The organism is Nonomuraea sp. NPDC049421, from assembly GCF_040677005.1.
GTDB lineage: Bacteria > Actinomycetota > Actinomycetes > Streptosporangiales > Streptosporangiaceae > Nonomuraea > Nonomuraea salmonea.
This window is the reverse complement of sequence record NZ_JBFAQA010000018.1, coordinates 155,486-175,490: the sequence shown is the minus strand read 5'-3', so window position 1 is coordinate 175,490 and position 20,005 is coordinate 155,486. Positions and strand designations below refer to the sequence as shown.

Here is a 20,005-nt window from a genome sequence, read left to right as displayed (position 1 = left end):
TCAGCCGGAGTATCCTCGGCGAGGTTCCTTGAGCAGTCGCAACGCCTCGTACGAGGGTGAGGCCCGCGCGACCGTGTAGAACACGACCCACTGGTCCGACCCGGGCACGTGCAGGGATCCGCAGTCGAGCTCCAGCCGCCCCATCACCGGGTGGTTGAGCCGTTTGCGCAGGGAGTGGCGTACGGTCACGTGGGCGACCTCCTCGCGACGCAGCCCGGGGGTACGGCGGCGACGGCCGGCCTCCAGGCCCACGTCCTGGGGCCGCACCAGTTCGCGGCGACTGCGGAGGAATGTCGTACTCCTCTGCGCCCGCGACCCCGAGCGCGGCACGAAGGCGGCGTCGCAGCTCGTGGCGGAGGGGCTGGACGCCCGGTCCCTCCATCTGGACGTCACCGCCCCCGCCACCGTCGAGGCGGCCACCGCCCTCGTCGACCGCGCGTACGCGACGCTGCTCGGTTACAACTCCTCCAAGGCCGCGCTCAACGCCGTCACCCTGATGTACGCCGAGGAGCTGCGCGACACGCCGATCAGGGTGAACGCCGTGTCACCCGGCTGGCTTCCTAGGCGGGTGGGGCGGCGTCTACCCCTGGTGACGCATGAACCGCCTGATGAGGGCGACCCCCGCGAACCAGAAGACCACGTAGACCGCGAGGCGCATCGTCACGTACTCGGCCGTGATCTGCCCCGGGTCCTCCATGACGTCGACGGCGACGTTGAGCAGCGCAGGCCCGAAGACGAAACCGCTCCAGCCGAGTAACACGATGCGCCGGCCGGTGAACCACTTCATGCGCTCTCCAGGGGGTTCGGGTCACCCCCATGATCGCGTACGTCCCGTGCGCCGGGCCAGTTCTCAGACCGAGGACGGCACGGGCTCAGGACGGTGACCGCCGGCGGGGCGGCGGGTGATGGCGTTCAGGCGGTTGACGGTGTTCATGAGGGAGACGAGGGAGACCAGGGCGGCGAGCTGGTCCTCGTCGTAGTGCTCGGCGGCCTGGGCCCAGGTCTCGTCGGTGACGCCCGGGGCGCCGTCGGCGATGCGGGTGCCCTCTTCGGCCAGCCGCAGGGCGGCACGCTCGGCCTCCGTGAAGCTCGTCGCCTCCCGCCAGACGGCGACCATGTGAAGGCGTTCGGGCTTCTCGCCCGCTTGGACGGCGTTCCTGGTGTGGATGTCGACGCAGACGGCGCAGCCGTTGATCTGGCTGATGCGCAGCGCCACGAGCTCCTGGGTGCTCTGCGGCAGGCCGCTCTCCTGCAGGATCTTGCCGGCGGACATGAGGTGCTTCACGAGCTTGCCGGTGGTCGGCTGGCTCATGACGTCGAGACGGGCTTCCATGATGTGCTCCTTGGTGTGGTCAGCAGTCACCTATAAGACGAGAGCCGACCTCCCCCTGTGACACCTCCGCCATCGACCCCGGGCAACGGCCGGTCCGGTCAGCCCGTGAAGGCGACCAGGATGACTGCTGCTGCGGTGAGAGCACAGGTCCTCGTCATGCCGCCTCGTCCTTGGGGGCCGGGGCGAGGTGGAGGTGGCGGGGGTTCGTTTCTTCGTCGGGGAAGACCCACTTGCGGAACGCCCAGAAGCGGAAGATCATCGCGACCAGGGTGCCGATGAGCTGGGCGCTGGTGAAGTCGGCGATCTCCTGGGTGAGCAGGGTGACGTGCGGGGTCTCCAGGAGGAGGACGTACCTGGAGATCCACAGCGGCACTGAGCTGAGCACCAGACCGACGCCGCTGACCAGGAAGAACAGCGCCGCCTCGTGATGGCGCTCGCGGCCGCCCCGCGTGCGGAACGACCATTCGCGGTTGAGGACGTACGACACGATGGTGGCCACCAGCACGGCGATGACCTTGGCGGTGACCGGCTTGGGCTCCAGGACGGTCAGTTTCAGGCCGTAGAAGACCGCGTTGTCCACCAGGAACGCCGCCCCGCCCACCACCGCGAACTTCAGCATCTCGCGGTATCTCCACACCAGGCCGTGCAGGAACTTCGGCAATATGGCGAATGCGGCTCTTTCGACGCGCCTCGATCTGCTCATGAGGCAGTCATCCTAGACCCGCCGCCCCGGCCTCGCGGCGGATCGGTGGACGTGGGTCAGACGGCGAACAGCAGGGCGGCGTCGAGCAGGACGAGGACCGCGGTGGCGAAATGAACGCCGAAGGCGGTGGCCTTGGTGCCGCCGTTGCGCAGCACGATGACGGTGTCGGCCAGCGGCGCCAAGGCGGCGAGCAGCATGAACCAGGCTTCGGCCTGCGCGCCGACGAAAGCCAGCAGAGCCAGGCCGATCAGCCCGTACGTGCCGTCGCGCACGCCCTTGATCGTCAGGTACGCGCGGTCGGTCGTGGCGGGCACCCCGTAGCCGGTGGCGGCCGCGTACGGCTGGAACAGGAAACGGACCCCGATGAGCAGGCAGAGCGCGTTGATGAGGATGGCGAGGCCGTAGGCGACAACGGTGAGCATGACGTGACTCCCAAAAAAAACTAGCAGCGCTAGGAACAAATACGAAGCTAGCAGAGCGACGGCAATACTTCTAGCGATGCTAGATTCGACGTCATGTCGATCCAGAGCCGTAAGGAACGCGAACGCGCCCAGCGGGAGAAGCTGATCATCGCCGCCGCGCGCGAGCTGGCCGAGACCGAGGGCTGGGAGGCGGTGACCACGCGACGGCTGGCCGAGGAGGTCGAATACAGCCAGCCGGTGCTCTACAGCCACTTCAAGGGCAAGGACGCCATCGTCACCGCCGTCGCCCTAGAGGGCATCACCGACCTGGCCGCCGAGCTACGTGCCGCCCGCACCGCCGCCCACGACCCCGCCGCCGCACTCGCCGGGCTCAGCACCGCGTACGTGGCCTTCGCCGAGCAGCGGCCCGCCCTCTACGAGGCCATGTTCAGCCGCCGCGTCGACCTGCCCTTCGCCACCCCGGAGGCCCCGCCGGCGCTGAAGGAGGCGTTCGGCGAGTTCGTCGCGGCCGTACGCCCCTACGCCCATGACACCGCCCCCGAGATGCTGGCCGAGATCCTCTGGGCCGCCCTGCACGGCCAGGTCACGCTGATGCGCGGCGGCCGCATCCCCCGCGAGGTCCAGGAGCACAGGCTGGCGGTCCTCCTGGCCAGGTTCACCCAGGAGCCGGCGGGCTCCGGGCGGGCGGGGTGAGGATGCGCGCGGCCTCACTTTCCGCCATGGTGATCGTCCGCCGGGTTCCTCACCTCCGATCACAATTGTGACGAACGCCACCGGCTGCGGATGTCACGCGGCCGCCGGAGCGGGCGTCTTGTGGACGAAGGGGCGCCGAGCAGGCAGGAGCTGACCCACGTCGCCTCCGAGACGACGCTCACCCTCCGACAGCCCCCCGCCAGGGAAGGAACACCCATGACCGCGCAGACGACGACCGCGACGACCGGCGGCCGCACCTTCATGAGGATCGCGGTCGCCGTACAGACCGTGGCCATTTTCTTCCAGGCGACCACCGCCGGCGTGCTGCTGGCCTCGTCCCACGAGTCGGAGCTGCACCACATCGGCTCGTACGTGGCGTACGGCACGACCGTGCTGTACCTGCTCGCCGCCGTCCTGGCCTGGCGTCCCGGCGGCGGCGGCCCCCGCCCCATCCTGTACGCCGCCGGTTTCCTCGTCCTGGCCTCGGTGCAGGTGGCGTCGGGCATCGCGGGCCTGACCCCGCTCCACGTCCCCTTAGGCGTCCTGATGTTCGCCCTCAGCACCCTGGTCCTGGCCCGCCTGTTGCGCGGCCCGCGCCTGGGCCGAGACGCACATGGACGCGCTCCTCGACGCCCGCGAGGCGCGGAGTGATCGGCTGCCACAGCGGATCAGAGCGGAGTGAGCAGGCCGTCGGGCGCCTCCCTCACCATTCGTCCCTGATGGACCGTCAGCACGCGGTCCGTGTCCCGGAGACGCGGGAGCCGGTGCGCGATGATCACCAAGGTGCGTCCCCTGCAGTAGGCGCGGAGGGCGTCGTACACCTCGTCGGAAGTGACGCCGTCGAGGGCGCTGGTGACCTCATCGACGATGAGCACCTGCCAGGGAGCAAGGAGTGCCCTGGCCACGGCCAGGCGTTGCCGCTCGCCGCCCGACAGCTGATGTCCCTCCTGGCCGACGGTGGTGTCCAGGCCGTCCGGCAGCTTCGCCACCAGGCCGTCCAAGCGGACGGCGGCGAGTGCCCGGTCGATGTCCTGCTCGGTCACGTCCTCGCGGGCGAACGTCAGATTCTCCCGGATGGACGTGTCGAACAGCGTGGTGTGCTGCGGGACGATCGTGGCCACGTCCCGTAGCTCCGCGTCCCCTGCCCCGTGGACGTGCACGGTCCCGGTGGCCGGCCGCAGGAGACCGGCTGTGATCAGGCCCAGGGTGCTCTTGCCCGATCCGGTGCGGCCGCGCACGACCGTCACCGAGCCGGCGGGCAGTTCCAGGTCGATCCCGCTGAGGACGGTCCGCGCCCCGTAGGAATGACCCACGCCGCGGAGGGTGACGCCGACCCCCGCCCGCGGCGACGACGAGACGGTGCCCGCGTCGTCGGGCGCCGACGGCACCGGCATGTCCAGATACTCGATGACGCGCTCGAACTTGGCCAGCGAGACGTGGAACCCGCCGGAGAGCTGGAGAAGTGTCTGGATGGGCTCGGACAGCTGGAGTTGGAGCATCACCAGGACGATCACGGTCCCGACGCTCAGCCCCGTGACCGTGGTGCCGGCCAGCCAGTAGACCAGAGGGGGGACACAGGCGAACGACACTCCGATGATCACATAGGCGGCCGCGCCCGTCACCCGCTGCCGGACGGTGACCTCGCTCAACCGCCGGCACACCTCGACGAACCGTTCGCGCTGCCATCGCGTACGGTGCAGCGTCCTGCCCAGGATGATCCCGCCCAGCGTGAGGTCATCCGCGGCGAAGCGGAGCACCGAGGTCACGAGCCGCTGCCGCTGCCGAGCCAGGTCCTGGCGCCTCTGGGCGAAGCGGTGATTGAGCAGCGCCAGCAGGTACGCCAGGACGAAGGAGAGCAGGGCCAGCGGCCAGCTCAGTAGCAGCATCGCGATGCCGGAGGCGGCCAGGGCGGTCGCCGCGGCGAGGGACTGCTGGACGATGTTGGTGACGAACCGGTCCACCCCGTCGATGTCGCTGACCAGCCGCGCCTGGACCTCGGACGTGCTCTCCTCCGTGTAGAAGTCCAGCTCCTGCGCCTGGGCGCGCTCGTACACGCCGGCGCGCAACGTGGCGGTCACCCGCTGGCCGATGCTGTTGGTGAGCGCCACGTTGCCGACGGCCAGAGCGCTGTTCACGATCCCCACCACGACCATGAGGGTGCACAGCACCGTCAGCGTCGCGAAGTCGCCGCGCAGCAGGCCCTGGTCGATGACCCCTCTCGTCAGAAGGGGGCTGACGACCCCGAGGGGTACGGAGATCAGCACGATGACCAGGGAGGCCGCCACCCGCCATCGATGCGGCCGGAACCACGTCATCATGCGGCGGAGCACCGCGCGGGCCGTCATGGGAAGGGATGGGGGTCGGCGTTGAGGTCGCCGGGCGTGAGGTCCCGGTCGCGGTGTCCGAGCAGCCGCGGCATGGTCAGGAGCCGCGGGAGGCCGTGCATGCGCCGGTTGTCGTGCCCGAACGTCATCGACAGGGTGCCGGGAATCAGCACCTTCACGCAGGCGAAGCCGCCCGCCCGGTGCTCGGAACCGGTTTGATCGATCATGATGACGTCCAGTCCGGTGTCCAGGTAGCGTCCCACCGTCTCGGTGAGCACGCCGGTCAGATCGGTGTCGTCGAAGGCGCCGGGGATCCCCATGTCGGCCGGCTTGCGGACGCCGGTCGACCGGGTCAGGAAGGCGAGCCGCCGCGCGGCGTCCGGGTGCGCGTAGAGCAGGGAGTGGTCGTCCATGTCCCTGACGAGTCCGGGATCGGCCACCATCGCCTGTGCCCGGTCCCTCTCCCGGGCATATCGGTCCGCCATCGGGGCGATGTCAGGAGCGAGCTCGGTGAGCGCGTTGGCGATGGCGCGTTCGGGGTCCGGGCTGGATCCCGCGGCGCTGATCGTCGCGGGCCGGCCGTCGTCCCGGGGATTCACCGCCATGGCCCACACGCAGGGGATCCGCTGCTCAACGCTGATGTCGTGGAGCGACACGGCGTACCCGGTCTCGGCCTCGAGCGCCGCGTGCCACAGCGGCAGGCGACGGTCGACGGCGGCGGACACGTCGATGCGCGGGGCGGGCAACCGGCAGTACCAGGTGAGGAGGAAGGCGTCGCGTTCAGCGACCTCCATGATGGCGTGCAGGATCGCCTCCTCCAGCGACCCTCCGAGCGCGCATCCGTTGGAGATCTCGTAGACCAGCCCGTGGTCGTGGCCGGTGGAGTGCGCGTGCTGATAGTAGGCGCAGCGCTCCGGCACCAGGATCGGCGCTTGCCGGGCGAAGGAGTACCCCCACACCCAGGCGCGGGGCTCGTTCACGTCGAAGGGACGGTAGGGGAATCCTGGCAGGTCGTAGCGCTCCTCGGGGTACAGGCCGAGGGTGCGCGGGTCCAGCGCGCTGTCGGCGATCTCGGCGTACGGGGCGCGCACCGCCGTCCGGCACGCGCCGGGGGCGCCGCCGTAACGTTCGACGCCTTCCAGCAGCGCGACGAGCCGGCTGGCGGCCCGGGTGCCGGCTCGCCCATAGCCGACCACCTCACCGCCGGCCCGTGCCCCCACCGCCGCCGACGTGACGACCAGACCGCCCGCCGTCCACTCGGTGAGCCCGCCGACGAGCCCGGACTCCGTGTCGACGTACAGTTTCTCCAGGTCGGCCAGTTCATCGGCGACGTCCCGCGTCCGGAAGGTCCGCTCGCGGTACATGGGCCGGGGTTCCAGCGTCGGCGTGGCGCGCCCGGCGCTGTCCGCCGGAGCATCACCGCACGTGGGGCAGAAGTCGTCGGGCAGGAAGGTGTGCAGGCCGACGTCCAGCCGTTCCAGATCCACCAGGAAGAAGGCCTCCCTGGTACGGAGCGGGCGGCCTTCGGCCAGCAGTGCCGTCTCCGCTGCGACGAGCTCGGCGACCAGCAGGGCTCCCAGCGGGGTGAGCCACGACGACGGGCGCTCGCGCAGGGCGGTGCGGTGCTGTCGCAGGACGGCCCGGTGTCCGGCCGGATCGCTGCGCAGGCGGCGCCGGCGGCGTTCGGCGCAGGAGACGCATCCCGCCTGGCCGGGGGTTTCCAGTGGGCCGACGACGACGCGGTTCAGCTCGGTACGGACGCGCAGCCAGGGGACCCCGAAGCCGGTGGCCGCCGCCCGCATCTCCCGGGTGCGCTCGGTGTTCCAGCCGTCGTCGGCCGCGATGAGCAGGCCGGGAGAGCCGGTGAGCTCCTCCGCGGTCGCGTACCGGCTGACGATTCGGTCGCCGCTCAGTTCCGCGGCGATCGCCTCGTGCAGCATTCCCCGCCCGACCAGCGCCACTTCACGCATCTTCGATCACCACCTTGGCCAGGTACGGCATGAGCCCGGCGATGGCGGGATCACGATCGAGGGGCGCGGCCAGCGCCACCAAGCCGCGGGCGCGCAGCCGCGACGCCACCTGTGACGCGCCGAGGCCGGGGAGCATGGGTCGGCACCGGGCGCCGCGCAACTGATCCGGGAAGGGCTCCACCGGGGTCCGTTGCGGGGATTGCAGGTGCAGCAGCACCGCTTTGAGTCCTTTCTGCAGAGCCTTCGCCGGGTTCAGCGCGGCGAAGTAGCCGACGGTGACCGTCCCGGCGCAGCAGACGACGGCCGGGACGCCCAGCGGACCGGTGACGTCGTACACGTCGGGCAGCTGATCGAGCCGGGCGAGGACATCCCGGCACCTCCGGCCCTCCGCGGGCAGGTCGGCCGTGGCCACGTCGATGCGCGGGCACGGTTCCGAGCGTGACCGCAGCTCAGCCAGAGTCAGCCGCAGGCACTGATCGGCCAGGCCCTCGCCGACGGCCTGTTCCCAGTGGGAGCCGGCCGCGAGTCCCGCGTCCGTCGTGCCGAACGCACCGGGCACGGGCAGTGAGCGAACGGCATCCGGATCGTCGATCTCGTACGCCCACACGTGGCCGCCCTGTTCGGTGGCCTCGCGCAGTGCGTAGGCGGCCAGAGCCTTGCGGGCGGCGTCGCCGGTCGCCGCGTCGTACCCGAACCCCACCCCGAGCACGTCCATGTCCGGTGTTCCCTTGAGCACGGCGCGGCAGACGTTCAGCGGTGTCTGCGGGCCCGCGGCCTCGGCGAGGGTGAACAGGCCCAGATGCTCGTCGTAGCAGGCAGCGATGTCACGAAGGAACGTGGCGTCGTCGACGGGCCGGCCGGCTCGCAGGACACGCAGCCGCCGGTGGAAGCTCTGGGGCGAGCCGCCCGCCGCCGTCGCGCGCGCGGGGTGCGGCAGGCACGCGTGCCGCGTGCTCGTATACCCGTCCGGATCGATCCGGACCAAACGGTCACGTTCGGTGTCCGGCATGACGCCCGTCATCACCCGGAAAGCGGCATGGACCAGGCGGGCCGCCGCACCGGATGGTGCCGCGGCGACGTGGCCGGTCGGAGAACCCAGCCGACGCCAGGCGTCCTCCCAGCCGGGTCCTCCCGGGGGCACGAGCCAGGTGGCGTCGCCGGTGTGCACCAGCAAGGCCAGGGGGATCCGGCGCCGCGCGCACATGCGGTTCAGCGGCAGGGCCGACGGCCCGTCGCCGGCGTAGAGCACCAGCTCGGTTCCCTCGGGCAGGCCGATGACCTCGGGCGGCGGCGTTCCCCGGGGCGCGCTGATGTCGATCCTCGTGACGTTCTCCAGGCCCGACACCCTCGCCGCTCGCGCCAGGGACTCCAGCATGGGCTCGGCACCGACGAGCGCTACACGCAGGCGCCGGTAGTCATCGAACGTGGCGACCGCAGGAGCCCGGAAGCAGCCGAGGAAGTCACCTCCGGGTGTGCGCGGCGGTTCCTCGGCGACCATCTGGACGGCGTCGCATTCCAGAAGCAGGTCGATGACCTTCCGCACCGCATCGCCACGGGCAGGCGGCAACCCGGCGGTCAGTTCGCCGACCGTGCGCTCGCCGTCGAGGAACGGGGCCAGCCGGTCGACCCATCCGGCGATCGAGGCGCCGTCGATCCGCGCGAGCCCGCGATGCGTCAGGATGTGAACGCCGTCGCCGTCCGCCGCGGCATAGGCGTCCTCACGCCAGCGCACCCTCATGACCGCACCTCCGCGTCACGTGATCCGAGGGCGAACTCGCCCACCGCCCCCTCCTCCAACGGGTCGAGACCCGTCGCCGCGGCGAACGCGCCACCGTCACCGTCGCCCAGGGCGCAGGGTGCCAATCCCATCGCGGTGGCCACCAGGTACATCGTCTGGTAGAGCACTCCGACGTGCTTCATGACCAGCGAGTACGCCATCGCCTGGTAGCCCGACATGACCCGTCCGAACCGGGCGGCGATCACGAGGAGCACCTGCGGTTCCTGCACGGTGGCCGCCGCCATCGCCCCGGCGCGCAGGAGCCGCCGCACCGGGGGTGTGGTCCCGGACAGCCGCTCCAGCCGGTGATCCTGAGGGTCGTAGTGATACATACCGGGCTCAAGCCCGGAGACTTTCCGGACCACCGGGTAGATCTCCAGCTCGTGCATGGCTCCGCCCGCCGGATAGGGCCGGCTCACGTGCTGGACGCCGTCGATCCGGTAGATGCCGCGGTTGCCCGCGCAACGGTGGAGGAACTCTCCGAGGCCCGCGGCGGTCAGCGGGGCGCCGTCGTCGTGCCCGCGAATCGATCGCCGCTCCTCCAGCACCTCGGTCAGGCGAGGTTCGGCGGCGTACCGGCGGCCCGGATCAGACCGGGCCAGCTCGACGATCTCGCCCCCGAACGGCTCACGACGCGCCCCCGGCGGGTCGGACACGCCGGCCGTCCAGTCGCCCTTGCCGTACGGGACTCCAGGCAGCCGGGTGCGGCTGCGATGGTGGAACCACAGCTCATGCGGCTGCCACAGGCGCTCGGGCGGCCCGGCCGCCTCGTCGTCCTCCGGTACGGCGAGGCCGGCCGCCCACAGGTCCTGACGGAGCCGGACAAGCGCCGGATCATCGTCGACCGGCCGGTCGGCGGCGAGCAGAGCCAGGGCGCGGCGCTCGTGCAGCCGGACGCGACACCAGGACAGCGGGGACTCCACGACCACCTCGCCGCCGTCCCTGCGAGCGATCGCGAACCTCGACAGGATCAGGCGCCCGGTTGGCTCTCCCTGATGGCGCTCCTGCGGCCGCTCCGGCTCAACGGTGTAGACCTTCCGGCCGGCGGCGGCCACGGTGACGTGCAACCAGCCGCCCGTCCGCAGCAGCTCCAGCTGAGTGCGGAAGCCGGGATGAGTTCGCAGCTCGCCGAGGGGGACGGACTCCTGTCCCAATCGCCGCAGCAGCGCGTGCTGGTCTGCGGTCAGGCGACCCAGACATGTGCTGTGCGGCCAGCTGAGCAGGTGGTAGGAGCCGTCCGGAGCGAGCGTTCCCGCCACCTCCGGCCTCAGCCTGACCATTTCCTCGATCGGTGGTGTCATGCCCGATGCTCTTCCTCACGCAGTTCATGCACGGTCCATGCGGCCAGGGAGGAGGCGTATCGCTCGGTCCACAGGTCGATGCCCAGGCGGTTGGCGGCGAGGTGCGCGCAGGTGGTCAGCACCGCTGCCGTCCTGTCCGGGTCCACCTGCAGCGCCTTGCGCAGTTTCGCCGTCGTCCGCGCCCAACCGGCCAGACCGTCGTCGCGTGTCACCTGATCCGTGTGGTCGACCAGCCCGCGCAGGCGCCGCCCCAGCGGTAGCAGGATGTCGCGCTGCCGCGCGTAGGCCTCCGCATGCTCTTGCGGCGCCGTCGGCGGTGCCGCGAGCTGGAGCCGGACGATGATGTACATCGCGACGCCGGCCGTGACGCGCTGCTCTGCGGTGATCCCCGCTTCGAGCATGGCCAGGACGATCCTGCTGGAGTCCACGAAGTGCTCTTCCACCGCCGCCATCGCGGGGCGCCCGTAGCGGTGGTACTCCCTGCGATAGGGGATGAACGCGACGGAGTCGTTGGAGGCCAGGGTGGGGGCGAACTCCGTCATCTGTTCCCCGCGGGCCAGTTCGGCGGCCGACCGCTCGTACTCGGTCTGGCTGATCCGGGTCGCGGAGGGCCACGTCTGGAAGAAGCGGCGGCTTCTCTTCTCGATCAGGCGGCGGACTCTGGCGTGGTCGGACGGCTCGGCCCGTACGCGTAACCGCACGTGCGGTCCTGCCTCCCAATAGCGGAGGAAGAAGAAGTCCCTGCCGAGGCCTGCCGCGGCAAGGTCGTCCACGATCTCCCTGATCAGCCGGGTGATCAGGCGGTCCTGATCACCGTGGTGGAAGACGTGCGCGCTCACCCACTGGTCGCCGCTCATGTCAGGCGATCCCACGCCGAGACGTCCAGCATCATCTCCATGACGTGACCTCCGCCGTGGTTCTCGTGCGCCGTCACCGGATCCGGCAGTGCCTCCTCGAAGAGGACCACGTCGTGGGGGGATCGCAGGAAATCGGTGAAAACCCGCACGAGGAAGGGGTTGGCGAAATCGATGAAGAGCGGCTTATGCTCGCCGGTCCGCGCCCGGGAACGGCTCTTGAACAGGCTTTTCACGTAGCAGGTCTCCGGGATTCCGGCGATCTGCCGCCACTCGGTCAGGCGCAGCAGATAGGCGGCCTCCCGCTCGCCGGCCTTGGGCGCGGGGATGTCCGGCGGCGCTTCGTGCCGGGCGGCTCGTCGTACCGTCACGCGTCCCACTCGCGCCCGCGAGATCACCTCCCTGCCGCGCGCCCCGGACCAGTGCCCGCGGGGCGCGAGGGCGGCGATCGGCTGAGGAGCGTCCTCGCCGAACCCTTTCACGAGTAGCTGGGCCGCACGTGGCAGGGTCCAAGGTGCGCTCATGCCGAGATGTAGCGGTCTGATCTCCCGATCGAGGCCACTCGCACGCAACCGCAGGAGGCCGCGGGCATGGTCGCGCTCCACCCACAGATCCCCCAGATCGATCCCGCGGACTCCCGGCCGCGCGTCACCGTGCCACGGGTAGACGATCTCGTACGGCACACAGGGCTCCCGGACGTTCAGCGAGGTGCCGAGAGAGCCGCCGAGCCCCGCGAACAACGGAAAATCGCCGGGGATCACCCATGGCTCCGCACGACGTCCCGCCAGGCCGTCCACGCGGCGGTGCCCCTTGCCGTATCCGATAAAGACGTTGTTGACCACGAACTCGGGCCCCGCCTGCTCCAGCAGCGGCTGGCCGTACACCTCGAGCGAGTGCAGTTCGTCCACCCACGGGGGGAAACCGGCCACCGCGTCGGCGAGCCGCTGGGGATCGATGTCGACGGTCTCGTGACCGGCCTGCTCACCCCAGAGCACGCGGGCGGCGTCATCCCGCAGGGCGTGGAGCTCATCGGCGCGGGCCGACCCGCTCTCCCGCCGCTCCGACGGCGAGTGCCACAGGCGGCCGATCGTCCTGCCCTCGGGGGAGCCGCCGGCCACCTCCTGCATGACCTCGTGGTAGAAGTCCAGGTAGCGCATCCGCTGATCGGCGGACGGCCGCCGGGTCCACCAAGCGTCCAGAGCGATCTTCAACTCCAGACTGGGGCTGAACACCGCCAGCCACCGGCGGAGGACCTGCAGATCGTCCATGACGGGCCGCCAGGCGCTGCGCCCGAAAGCCGCCAGCGGGCTCTCGGCCACGGCGGTGTCGAAGGTGGCCTGGCTTCCGGCCGACGCGACGGGCTGTCCCAGATGGTCCGACAGGTCGGCGAGCGCGTGGCGGACGTCGTTCAGGCGGCGTCGGTGGCCCTCGACGTCCTCGATCGGCACGTCGATGCTCAGCCGATCGCTGACGGTCTTGACGAGCGCGCCCTCGTGGGCGAAGTCCGCGCCGAGCGACCGCAACCAGCGCGCGGTCTCCCCCGGCGTGGTGATCTGCCCGCCGGATTGGGGCGCGACCTGCAGCAGGCCGATCTCGACGAGGTGATCGAGGAAGGCGTCGACCTGAGCGGGATCGGCCTTCCCTCGCTCCGCCAGCCGTCCGGCGAGGTCTCCGAGTGTGCTGTCAGCGTTGCCGGCAGCGGTACTCGCAGCGGTACTGGCAGCGGTGCCGGCAAGCAGGTCCAGGCAGGCATGGATCGCCGGCGTGCCATTGATCGTGATCATCGGCTCCTCGGGCGGGTGGCCGAGGAAGCGCAGCCGGTCACGGTCGACGACCACGCTCGGATTGACCCGGACGAACAGAGCGCGCCGGGTGCGATCGCTCGCCACCAGGGCCGCGTGCAGGTCCGACCGGGTCACGTGACCCAGCTGCAGCACGCCGCGGGCGCCACGTACCCCATCGGCGAGCCGGCGGACCGCGACGTCGTCCTCGCTCCACGTGCCGCGCCCGGTCACCATGAACGTGCTGAAGGGGCTGGTCTTGGCCGCGGCGCGGGTCAGATACTTGGCCAGGGCCGCCGCCAGGCGGTGCGGGGCGCCACGATGCGGGTCGGCCAGCCACTTGTCCAGGTCGTCCGAGAGGGCGGCGCTGGCCTGCAGGAGCCCGCGCCGGAAGGCGGGGGCCGAGGCCATCTCGCGCAACCGGGCGGCGCGGGCGTCGGTCTCGGATCTCACCAGTTCGTCCAGGTCGTGCTCACCCGCGCGTAGCCGCGCGTTCAGCGCCAGCCACTGCTCCACCCTGTCGGCGAGGTCCTGTGCCAGCGCCTTTCGCGTGTCCGGGCTCCACTCGCGCGCGGTGGGCGCCCGCCCCTGGTAGAGGGCGCGGCGCAGGCCGACCATGAACGGCTTGACGGGATCGTCGGCCAGGCTTGCGATCACGCCGTACAGGTCGTCGCTCAGAGCCTCGCTCTCGGTCCTCAGCCTGCGCCGCAGCTGGAGCTGTCGCTCCACCGCCTGCCATGCCTCGTGGAAACGCAGCTCGCGTAGCACCTCCGACGGCATGCCGGCCAGCCGGACCAACGGGGGAACATCCACCTCAACCTCATTCGACGAGCACCAGGACGTGGCCGGTGGGCCGCCACGCCGGCGGCGGCCCACGAGCCGGACTACTCCTCGTCCTCGTCGATGCCGGGCGCCACCGGGAGCGGGTCATCGGTGCAGGAGCCGCAGCCCCCCGTACCGGAGCAGGGGTAGCAGCGGGTGGACAGGCAGGAGGCGACCACGTCCAGGCCACGGCCCATGGTCAGGGTCTCCACCTCCAGCCCGCTGACGGTGAGGTCGAAGACGTCCATCGAAAGGTCCTGAACGTCGAAGTCCAGCATTTCTGTGGTCGGCATGGAAGCCCCTTTCACCTAGCGGAGTTGCCGTCAACGCTAGGAGGAGCCGGTATGTCCGAGGTATGCCGACGTTATGCCAGGTGACCGCAGCGTTCGCAGTCCGCCCGGCGTGCGACGACGTCCTGGCGCGACGACCACGCGCGCAGGTCGAAGGTGGTGATCATGCCCGGCGGGAGCGGTGTGCCGATCCGGGCGCGCTGATGGAGGATCTCGCCCGCGACGAGCGCCCAGGCCAGGTCCGCCGCCTCCGACGGATCCGGGCCGGGCCCGCCGGCCGGCGGAACGTGAGCGGCACTGCGGGAGCAGGCCAGGCAAGGGGTGAGCCGCCGGTCGAAGCGGCACAGTCGCAGGGTTCCTCCGGCGTACCAGGCCCACGTCCACGTCAGGCCATGCTCGAAGCAGGCCACGTCGAACCGTTCGAGCAGGTCGCGCTCCGTCTCACCCGCCGACACGACGACGTACGACTGCGCCGCCGGCACGCTGCCGGGCGCCACCAGCGTCACCCGGTCCCCCGACGCCGCCAGCAAGTCGGCGACCCGCGCGGCGGGCGGCCCCGTGTCCACGATGAAGGCGGGTGAGGCATGCATCGCCCGATAGGCCGCCGCCACGTTGGGCCAGGCCGGGTCGGCACCGAGCATCCTGCCCAGGGCCTGCTCGGCACCCGCGGGCACGCCCGGGGGCGGCTCCGGATCGTCGTCGTCCTCCTGCAGGTGACCCGTGGAGTGGAGGAGGCGAAGGGCGGCGGTGACCGCCTGCTCCGTACCTGCTCCGAGATGGCGGGCGAGGTCGGCGTGGGTCCGGCTGCCGTCGAGCAACGGTAGGAGGCGTGGCAGGAATGTACGCGCCGCCGTCCCGTCGAAGGACCTCGGCTGCGCCGTGCCCTCCAGGACGAGACCCCGCTCGTACGGCACGGCGCACAGCCCGGGATGGAGCTTCGGCTTGCGAGGCAGGTCGGAGGACGTCACTCGGTCTCCAGCTCTTCCACGATGCCTCGCAGGCGGACGATGCTGCGAAGCTGCGGCGCTTCCGCCGCCTCGGGCGCGCAGACCGCGCAGCCGTGGACCGGCACGAGCCTGCTCACCAGCGGTGTGTTCGACAGCAGATCGAGGTGACGGACGCGGGTCGTGTCCGCCGGGTCGGCCTGAGCGGCCAGCGCGGCGGCCAGTGCCGGCCAGTGCGCCAGATACCCGCGGTCGGCGACCTCCGGATGCCGGCGGTGATGCTCCTCAACCGCTTCCTGAGCCGATACGTTGGCCGCGTGCTGCCGCACCCTGTTGCGGTAACAGGTGGAACAACCCCGAGAGCCGGCCCGCGACACCGGGCCGACACGCAGGCGCGGATGGTCGAGGACGACGGGGAGGAAGGCGAAGTCCCGCAGGTGCGCGGCCCGCGACAGCTCCAGCTCCACGGCGGGTGCGGGCACCGAGGCGGCCAGCACCACGGTCGCGGTCGCAGGCGGTACGTCGATCTCCCGCCCGGCCGGAGGCGCGTCGGCGAGGCGGGTGGCCGGTCCCGAGAGCAGCCGGGCGGCAGCGGCGCCGAAGGCGCCGACGGTGACGATGAGATCGGGCGGTCGCATGATCATCGGCCCTCACACGAACGGCTGGGGCCAGGGATTGAGGTCGGCTTCGGCGTGGGCGGGGTAGCCCATGGCGACGGGCGCCTCGTACAGTCGCGGCGTCCCGCGGTACTGAGCGGCGCCGACGAAGGACAGCGGCATCAGCCGCGGCACGATGACGCGGACCACCGACATCCCGATGTCCCGTGCCTCGTCGCAGGTGAGGTCCACTGCGAACGCCTCCATTCCGTGATCCCGCAGCCGCTGGAGTATCCATCGCAGGGCCGGCCGCCCCTCTGCCACCTCGGGCGCGGGCAGCTCGGACAGGCTGCGCCGGTGCGGCGAGTCGAGCAGGAAGCCGAAGGCGTGCGCCCGTTCGGGGGCGGCCATGTACGTGCCTCCGTCGAAGGGGTCGCGGAACGTCATGGGGTCCGTTCGCTCCGGCACCCGGGAACGCAGGCCGATCCGGCACGAAGCGGCCTCGCGGAACACCTTCTCCGCCGCCGCGTACGGGTCGGGATCCGTGGCGCACGTCACCAGCGTCCGCGTGGCCGGATGGTGCGGCGCGACCTCCACCAGGTAAACGGTGGGTACACCGAGGTCGGTCGTGGCGTCGAACAGGTGGGTGACGACCTGTTCCTCGCGTGCGATACGGGTGAGGAGGGCGAGTTCGTCCGACACACGGTCCAGGTCAAGACGGGGCAGCGGCAACCGCTGCAACCAGGTCAGGACGATCGCGTCGCGCTCGATCACCTCGCACAGCGCTTTGGCGAGCGCGGTGTGCACGTCGGTGTGTGCGGCGCAGCCGGTGGAGATCGGCGCGGTGAGCCGCTCACCCTCGGAGGCGTAGCGGAGGTGCAGGTAGACATAGGGCACCGGGATCCAGGCCGGCCTGGACGTCATGAGCGACAGACCGCGGACCCAGCGCATGGGCGCGAGCTTGTCCGGTTTGACCAGGGGGCAGGCCGGGTGGGCCGCCTCGGCATCGGAGATGCTCGGCACCGTGTCGAGGTCGAGTGCCTCATCGCCGAGTTCGGCCGCTGTCGCCCAGACGAACTGATCCTCGCTGTAGACGCTGCTCGAGTAGCGCTCCAAGGCCTCGGCGACGGCCAGCCAGCGCGCCTCTCGCTCGTCGAGGGACGCGGCCGCGCCGTCGATGGTCCCGTTCGTCGGACGCCCGCGCATCGCATCGGCCACCGCGGGCAGCACCTGCGTGGTGTCGCCCAGGGCGGCGGCATGAACCGGCAGCGACGCACCGGTCTCAGGAGTCAGCAGCCGGCTGGTCGAGCCGACGAGCCCGCCGAGGGGTGAGACCATCGCCTCCAGCGCGTCCGCCACCGGGGGTCTGGGGCGCGGGGGCCCGCCTAACGTCTCCGTCAAGGGCTTCCTCGGGTCCGATCTCCTTGGGCGCCAGGCGCCGGCGCGTTCTCGGGGGAGCGGTCGGCCGCCATCGGCCCGATCACTCTAGTCGAGTCGGCGGCGCGGCGTTCTGATGGTCACGAGGGGACCGGCCGTGTCACAAAAAGGCAGGCGCGGGCGTCTTGTGGGTGTGACGCAATCAGGCATCAACGAACGCGGCCCGCGCGCCGACACCGCGACCGAGGCGTTCGTCACCCATCGGAACCTGCTCTTCACGGTCGCGTACGAGCTGCTCGGCTCGGCCGCCGACGCCGAGGACGTCCTGCAGGAGACGTGGCTGCGCTGGGTGGACGTCGATCTCGCCGCCGTCCGCGACCGTCGCGCCTACCTGGTACGCATCGTCACCCGCAAGGCGCTCGACCGCCTGCGTACGCTGAGCCGGCGCCGCGAGTCGTACATCGGGCCGTGGCTTCCTGAGCCGCTGCTGACCACGCCCGACGTGGCCGAGGACGTCGAGCTGGCCGACAGCGTCTCGATGGCGATGCTGCTGGTGCTGGAGACGTTGCAGCCGGTGGAGCGGGCGGTGTTCGTGCTGCGGGAGGTGTTCGACCTGGCGTACGAGGAGATCGCCGCGGCCGTCGGCAAGAGCCAGGCCGCGGTCCGCCAGCTCGCCCACCGGGCACGTACGCACGTCGCCGCCCGCCGCCCGCGCGGCACCGGCTCCCCCGCCGAGCACCGCGCCGCCCTGCTGGCCTTCCAGCGGGCGGTCGAGACCGGCGAGCTCCAGGACCTGCTCGACATCCTCGCCCCTGACGTGGTGGCCTTGAGCGACGGCGGCGGCGTCAAGTCCGCCCTGCCGCGCCCGGTCGTGGGCGCCGACGCGGTGGCCCGCCTGCTGTCGACCGGCTGGTGGCGCACCGACGCGAGGCGAACGGTCGAACCGGTGCAGATCAACGGCTCCCCCGCCCTGCTCATCCGGCTGGACGGCGAGATAGACGGCGTGCTTGCGGTACACGTGGACAACGGCCACGTCACCGGCGCCTACCACGTCAGAAACCCCGAAAAGCTCTCCCACATCAACCGCCCGACCACCGTCAGCCGCTGAGGTCAGGCTTCGGCGATGCCCCAGACGGGCTGGCCGGGGTCCGGGGGCGGGAGTTCGGAGAGGATTTCGGCGACGCTGTTCCAGTCGCCGACCTCCACGTTGTCGGTCATCAGGCGCAGGCGGTCGGCGATCTCGTGGTGGGCCTCCATGAGGACCCCGATGCCGGCGGCCAGCTGGCCGGCGACCGCCTCGTAGCCGCTGCCCCCGCCCTGGCCCTTGAAGAACGTGACGCCCTCGGTGGTGCCGCCCCAGAAGTCGCCGATGGCGTTGAGTTCCTCGGCCGCCGCCGCGACGAACGTGGCCAGCTCGGTGCCCTCGATGTCGAACGCGCCCGCCGCCGAGCGGATGCGTGACCTGCCGATCTCCACGGAAACTCAGCCTCCCGCCGGTTTGTGGGCCATGGTGAAGTACAGGAGCACCCGGCCCAGGGTCTCCTTCCAGGTGGGGAGCAGTTCCTCGCCGCGCTGGCCGTTCATGAGGTCGTACGAGGGCCCGTACGCGATGGACCCGCCGGCCATGCGGCTGAGGAAGTATTGGACGTCCGCGTTCGAGGTGACCTTCTTGGCCAGGGGCGCGGCGGCGTCGAAGACGCCGTAGAAGGCGACCGAGGCGGCGAACTCCTTGAGCGCCTGCGTGGCGTTGTCCCCGAGCGAGCCGACGTCCTCACCGCGCGCGGCCTTGACGCCGGCCACCGCCGCCACGTCGCCGACCGCGAAGAAGACGCTGCCGATCGTGTACTCGGTCAGCTTGGCCAGCACGATCTTGGCCATGCCGTGCTGCAGCAGCTTCGCGAGCAGCCCGGCCTGCGCCCGGCGGATGAGGATCTGGGTGATCTGGTACGCCGCCCCGGCCTGCCAGGGGAAGGTGGAGATGAAGACGAAGCTGGCGAAGTTCGCCATGGCCAGGGTCCAGTAGGCGTGCCTGGCCGCTTCGACCGCGTCGGCGAACTCGTTGCAGGCCGCGCTGGCGTCGCGGCACCGCTGGGCGAGCTTGGCGGCGTACCCGTTCTCCTCCGGCTCGGGGTAGAGCCCCTCGGTCATGGCCCGCTTGAACTGCTCCACCCCGCCCCCGTGGTTGGTGCGCCACACGGAGGCGGCGGCGGGGTAGGTGTGCGACGGGCTCTTCTCGATGCGCTCCGCCAGGCGCGCGTAGACGCCGGCGGCCTGGCGCGCCCGGTCGGGGTCGCCCTCGGGGTAGTCGACGGCGAGCATCTGGAAGACGAAGCCGGCGATGCCGAGGGTGCCGAACGTGTAGACGCCCGCGCGGCCGTAAGGAAGCTTCAACGGCGGCGCGTCCCGTCGGCGCGGTCGCCGTCGAGCAGCGTGCCGGCGATGAACGGCGTCACCAGGTCCTGCGCCTCCTGCTCCGCCTGGCGGCCGGCCCGTCCCGCGGCCTCCATGATGGCCGCGGCGAGCTGTTCCGAGCCGAGCCGCATGGCGCGCGGGTCGATGGTGACCCCGGCGAGCGTCCCTGTCTGTGTCACCTCCACCACGACCCGGCCGTCGGCGGCCTCGCCCCGGCCCTTGACCGCGGCGATCCGGTCGCGCAGGCCCTCGAGCTCCGCGAGATCCTGCTGGTAGCCGCGGAGGAGCCGGCCCAGTTCCTCGTCGCCGGTGGTGGTTAACGGATCTCTCGGTGATGTCATCCCGCCTCCTGAATCACCTAGACGATCTTCCACAAGATGCGCAAATCGGTCAAATCTCGATTTGG

21 protein-coding genes and 1 pseudogene are annotated in these 20,005 nt (G+C 71.1%); 4 read left to right on the top strand and 18 right to left on the bottom strand.

Going from position 1 to position 20,005, the window contains the following annotated elements; translation table 11 throughout:
* Window positions 1-330: a hypothetical protein gene (locus tag AB0K18_RS28790; RefSeq protein WP_364920131.1), complete on the bottom strand. Its 330-nt coding sequence runs from the start codon at window positions 328-330 to the stop codon at window positions 1-3.
* A gap of 19 nt (window positions 331-349) precedes the next feature.
* Here AB0K18_RS28790 and AB0K18_RS28785 point away from each other — a divergent pair.
* A pseudogene (locus tag AB0K18_RS28785) lies at window positions 350-559 on the top strand (SDR family oxidoreductase); the annotation flags it as partial.
* Between the two features lie 21 nt (window positions 560-580).
* Here the strand turns inward: AB0K18_RS28785 and AB0K18_RS28780 are convergent.
* The 4 genes from AB0K18_RS28780 to AB0K18_RS28765 all read right to left on the bottom strand — a co-directional run bounded on the left by AB0K18_RS28780 (window position 581) and on the right by AB0K18_RS28765 (window position 2,458).
* A complete protein-coding gene (locus tag AB0K18_RS28780) occupies window positions 581-787 on the bottom strand; it encodes a hypothetical protein (RefSeq protein WP_364920240.1) in 207 nt (68 codons plus the stop codon).
* A gap of 63 nt (window positions 788-850) precedes the next feature.
* On the bottom strand, window positions 851-1,333 hold the full coding sequence (locus tag AB0K18_RS28775; RefSeq protein ID WP_364920128.1) for a carboxymuconolactone decarboxylase family protein: 483 nt from the start codon (window positions 1,331-1,333) through the stop codon (window positions 851-853).
* Window positions 1,334-1,487: 154 nt separating this feature from the next.
* Complete coding sequence (locus tag AB0K18_RS28770; RefSeq protein ID WP_364920125.1) at window positions 1,488-2,036, bottom strand: GtrA family protein; 549 nt, start codon at window positions 2,034-2,036, stop codon at window positions 1,488-1,490.
* 56 nt (window positions 2,037-2,092) lie between these two features.
* Complete coding sequence (locus tag AB0K18_RS28765; protein ID WP_364920122.1) at window positions 2,093-2,458, bottom strand: DUF4267 domain-containing protein; 366 nt, start codon at window positions 2,456-2,458, stop codon at window positions 2,093-2,095.
* 93 nt (window positions 2,459-2,551) lie between these two features.
* On the opposite strand from AB0K18_RS28765, the gene AB0K18_RS28760 reads away from it, so the two are divergent.
* A complete protein-coding gene (locus tag AB0K18_RS28760; RefSeq protein WP_364920120.1) occupies window positions 2,552-3,151 on the top strand; it encodes a TetR/AcrR family transcriptional regulator in 600 nt (199 codons plus the stop codon).
* A 216-nt stretch (window positions 3,152-3,367) separates the two neighbouring features.
* Window positions 3,368-3,802: a hypothetical protein gene (locus tag AB0K18_RS28755; RefSeq protein ID WP_364920117.1), complete on the top strand. Its 435-nt coding sequence runs from the start codon at window positions 3,368-3,370 to the stop codon at window positions 3,800-3,802.
* Between the two features lie 17 nt (window positions 3,803-3,819).
* Here AB0K18_RS28755 and AB0K18_RS28750 read toward each other — a convergent pair whose 3' ends face one another.
* The 10 genes from AB0K18_RS28750 to AB0K18_RS28705 form a co-directional block, all read right to left on the bottom strand.
* Complete coding sequence (locus AB0K18_RS28750; protein ID WP_364920114.1) at window positions 3,820-5,496, bottom strand: ABC transporter ATP-binding protein; 1,677 nt, start codon at window positions 5,494-5,496, stop codon at window positions 3,820-3,822.
* Entirely contained in the window at window positions 5,493-7,445 is a 1,953-nt protein-coding gene (locus AB0K18_RS28745; RefSeq protein ID WP_364920111.1) for a TOMM precursor leader peptide-binding protein, read from the bottom strand. The genes AB0K18_RS28750 and AB0K18_RS28745 overlap by 4 nt, the downstream gene beginning before the upstream one ends.
* Window positions 7,438-9,183 carry a YcaO-like family protein gene (locus AB0K18_RS28740; protein WP_364920108.1) on the bottom strand — a complete coding sequence of 582 codons (1,746 nt, stop codon included), beginning with the start codon at window positions 9,181-9,183 and terminating at the stop codon, window positions 7,438-7,440. The genes AB0K18_RS28745 and AB0K18_RS28740 overlap by 8 nt, the downstream gene beginning before the upstream one ends.
* Window positions 9,180-10,523: a SagB family peptide dehydrogenase gene (locus AB0K18_RS28735; protein WP_364920105.1), complete on the bottom strand. Its 1,344-nt coding sequence runs from the start codon at window positions 10,521-10,523 to the stop codon at window positions 9,180-9,182. Before AB0K18_RS28735 ends, AB0K18_RS28740 begins: the two co-directional genes overlap by 4 nt.
* Entirely contained in the window at window positions 10,520-11,380 is an 861-nt protein-coding gene (locus AB0K18_RS28730) for a lantibiotic dehydratase C-terminal domain-containing protein (protein ID WP_364920102.1), read from the bottom strand. The genes AB0K18_RS28735 and AB0K18_RS28730 overlap by 4 nt, the downstream gene beginning before the upstream one ends.
* Window positions 11,377-13,971 carry a lantibiotic dehydratase gene (locus tag AB0K18_RS28725; protein WP_364920099.1) on the bottom strand — a complete coding sequence of 865 codons (2,595 nt, stop codon included), beginning with the start codon at window positions 13,969-13,971 and terminating at the stop codon, window positions 11,377-11,379. Before AB0K18_RS28725 ends, AB0K18_RS28730 begins: the two co-directional genes overlap by 4 nt.
* Window positions 13,972-14,042: 71 nt before the next feature.
* Window positions 14,043-14,273, bottom strand: a complete 231-nt coding sequence (locus tag AB0K18_RS28720) for a thiomuracin/GE37468 family thiazolyl RiPP peptide (protein WP_364920097.1) — start codon at window positions 14,271-14,273, stop codon at window positions 14,043-14,045.
* Window positions 14,274-14,344: 71 nt separating this feature from the next.
* Window positions 14,345-15,238 carry a hypothetical protein gene (locus AB0K18_RS28715; protein WP_364920094.1) on the bottom strand — a complete coding sequence of 298 codons (894 nt, stop codon included), beginning with the start codon at window positions 15,236-15,238 and terminating at the stop codon, window positions 14,345-14,347.
* Entirely contained in the window at window positions 15,235-15,858 is a 624-nt protein-coding gene (locus AB0K18_RS28710) for a TOMM precursor leader peptide-binding protein (RefSeq protein WP_364920092.1), read from the bottom strand. The genes AB0K18_RS28715 and AB0K18_RS28710 overlap by 4 nt, the downstream gene beginning before the upstream one ends.
* A 6-nt stretch (window positions 15,859-15,864) precedes the next feature.
* Window positions 15,865-17,211 (bottom strand): YcaO-like family protein, encoded by a 1,347-nt coding sequence (locus tag AB0K18_RS28705; protein WP_364920089.1) that lies wholly within the window; start codon window positions 17,209-17,211, stop codon window positions 15,865-15,867.
* Between the two features lie 169 nt (window positions 17,212-17,380).
* On the opposite strand from AB0K18_RS28705, the gene AB0K18_RS28700 reads away from it, so the two are divergent.
* Window positions 17,381-18,295, top strand: coding sequence for an RNA polymerase sigma-70 factor (locus tag AB0K18_RS28700; RefSeq protein ID WP_364920086.1), 915 nt, complete (start codon window positions 17,381-17,383; stop codon window positions 18,293-18,295).
* Between the two features lie 2 nt (window positions 18,296-18,297).
* On the opposite strand, the gene AB0K18_RS28695 is transcribed toward AB0K18_RS28700, so the two are convergent.
* From AB0K18_RS28695 to AB0K18_RS28685, 3 genes are read right to left on the bottom strand one after another with little or no spacing between them, the layout of a single operon-like run.
* The gene (locus AB0K18_RS28695; RefSeq protein WP_364920084.1) at window positions 18,298-18,663 is read right to left on the bottom strand and encodes a hypothetical protein; all 366 of its coding nucleotides are present in this window, start codon (window positions 18,661-18,663) and stop codon (window positions 18,298-18,300) included.
* A 6-nt stretch (window positions 18,664-18,669) separates the two neighbouring features.
* Window positions 18,670-19,578 carry a hypothetical protein gene (locus AB0K18_RS28690; RefSeq protein WP_364920081.1) on the bottom strand — a complete coding sequence of 303 codons (909 nt, stop codon included), beginning with the start codon at window positions 19,576-19,578 and terminating at the stop codon, window positions 18,670-18,672.
* Window positions 19,575-19,940 carry a YbaB/EbfC family nucleoid-associated protein gene (locus tag AB0K18_RS28685; protein ID WP_364920078.1) on the bottom strand — a complete coding sequence of 122 codons (366 nt, stop codon included), beginning with the start codon at window positions 19,938-19,940 and terminating at the stop codon, window positions 19,575-19,577. The genes AB0K18_RS28690 and AB0K18_RS28685 overlap by 4 nt, the downstream gene beginning before the upstream one ends.
* Window positions 19,941-20,005: the final 65 nt, after the last annotated feature.